This window comes from Vibrio sp. RM-69-4 (assembly GCF_024743775.1).
Lineage (GTDB): Bacteria > Pseudomonadota > Gammaproteobacteria > Enterobacterales > Vibrionaceae > Vibrio > Vibrio anguillarum.
This window is the reverse complement of the sequence record NZ_JAMQXI010000014.1, coordinates 1-1,313: the sequence shown is the minus strand read 5'-3', so window position 1 is coordinate 1,313 and position 1,313 is coordinate 1. Positions and strand designations below refer to the sequence as shown.

The window sequence follows — 1,313 nt, the reverse complement described above, 5'->3', positions numbered from 1 at the left end:
CGTTTAAGACGGATTCCCAACGCTTGGCATTTTCGGTTTGATTCAGCTTTGGTGTTTACGGCACAATAGTTTAGGTTGGGTGGTAGCGTTGCTCACCACTTAACGCGGCGTTATACCGTTTTAACTTACGCGCAGAGCATCGTATAGGTTCTTGTTTATAAAAAAACCGTCAGAAGACGGCTTTGGACGTAATTATCGAGGGTTTAAGCACAGCACTTTTTGTACTTTTTCCCGCTTCCGCAAATGCACGGTTCATTACGGTTTGGTGTTTTGTCATAGGTAATAGTTTTAGGTTTGTTTAATAGCGTATCAAGCTCAACAGTGTTCTCTGGTTGCTTTGAGTCAATGACAATATCAGCCACTATTGAGTGCTCAGAAAGTAATATTTCTATCTCTGCTTTACGAGCCTCGGTTGGGACGACAACATTGATTGGAGCCTCGTCAGTGCCTGCTTTTACATCACGGTTTACGTTGTAGCCTGAAATGACGTGGTTTTGTCTAGCATCGATTCGGCCTTTGAAAAATAGTTTGGACATTTGCAACTCACTGATGGATTGTTGTGGTGTAATTTGGCCGCGATTATACGGTACTATGGCAATTGATAAAGAAGTTCCTATAATGTGCATCGGATCACGGTATAACAAACGGCTCAAGAGGGATTGCCAACGCGTGGCGACTTTAGTGCAAAATTGCAGTTCAGTGTTTACAGTGTGTTTTTTTGAGTTCGGCGGTGCGTTGTCAACCCCTTAGCCGGGCGTTATGCAACTCAGGTAAATTTAGGGGTTCAATCTTTTGGGATTTCTCCGGCCATTCGTTTTGTGTCGTCGGCAAATGAGCATTTTTACCCTCAAATTTGTGGTTAACTCAAACCGTAAAACAGGCAAAGTTCTTTGTTTGCCTCAATCAGTTTTAGCGTTGGCGTGTTGTGAATCTTGTGGGCGCAAAGTGTGGAAAGGGCAAGTTTATCGAGCATTTTGCACTTGTTGAAGTTTTAGCTCGTTGAGTTTTCCTGATTCAAAAGCTTGGTTTGTTGCTGAAAGGTGGACTTTGTTTTGGCGGCTTATTTATCATGGCTCTGGCTTGGGTTGGTTCTTGAATCACTCAACCATTGCAATTGTGGCTTTTGGTCGTGTAAAGTCAGTTTATCTCATTGAATTTGCATAACAAACGGCTCAAGAGGGATTGCCAACGCTTGGCGACTTTAGTGCAAAATTGCAGTTCAGTGTTTACGGTGTGTTTTTTGAGTCTGGCGGTGCGTTGTCAACCCCTTAGCCGGGCGTTAGCTGAGGTTAAGAAAAATCATAAAATTCCGT

1 protein-coding gene is annotated in these 1,313 nt (G+C 43.2%); it reads right to left on the bottom strand.

The window, feature by feature from the left end:
* Positions 1-203: 203 nt before the first annotated feature.
* The gene (locus NB504_RS01160) at positions 204-536 is read right to left on the bottom strand and encodes a PBPRA1643 family SWIM/SEC-C metal-binding motif protein (protein ID WP_069573255.1); all 333 of its coding nucleotides are present in this window, start codon (positions 534-536) and stop codon (positions 204-206) included.
* Positions 537-1,313: the final 777 nt, after the last annotated feature.

Bases quoted from the DNA above. Each gene is read 5' to 3' on its own strand.
- NB504_RS01160 (WP_069573255.1), bottom strand. From the start codon at position 536: ATGTCCAAACTATTTTTCAAAGGCCGAATCGATGCTAGACAAAACCAC.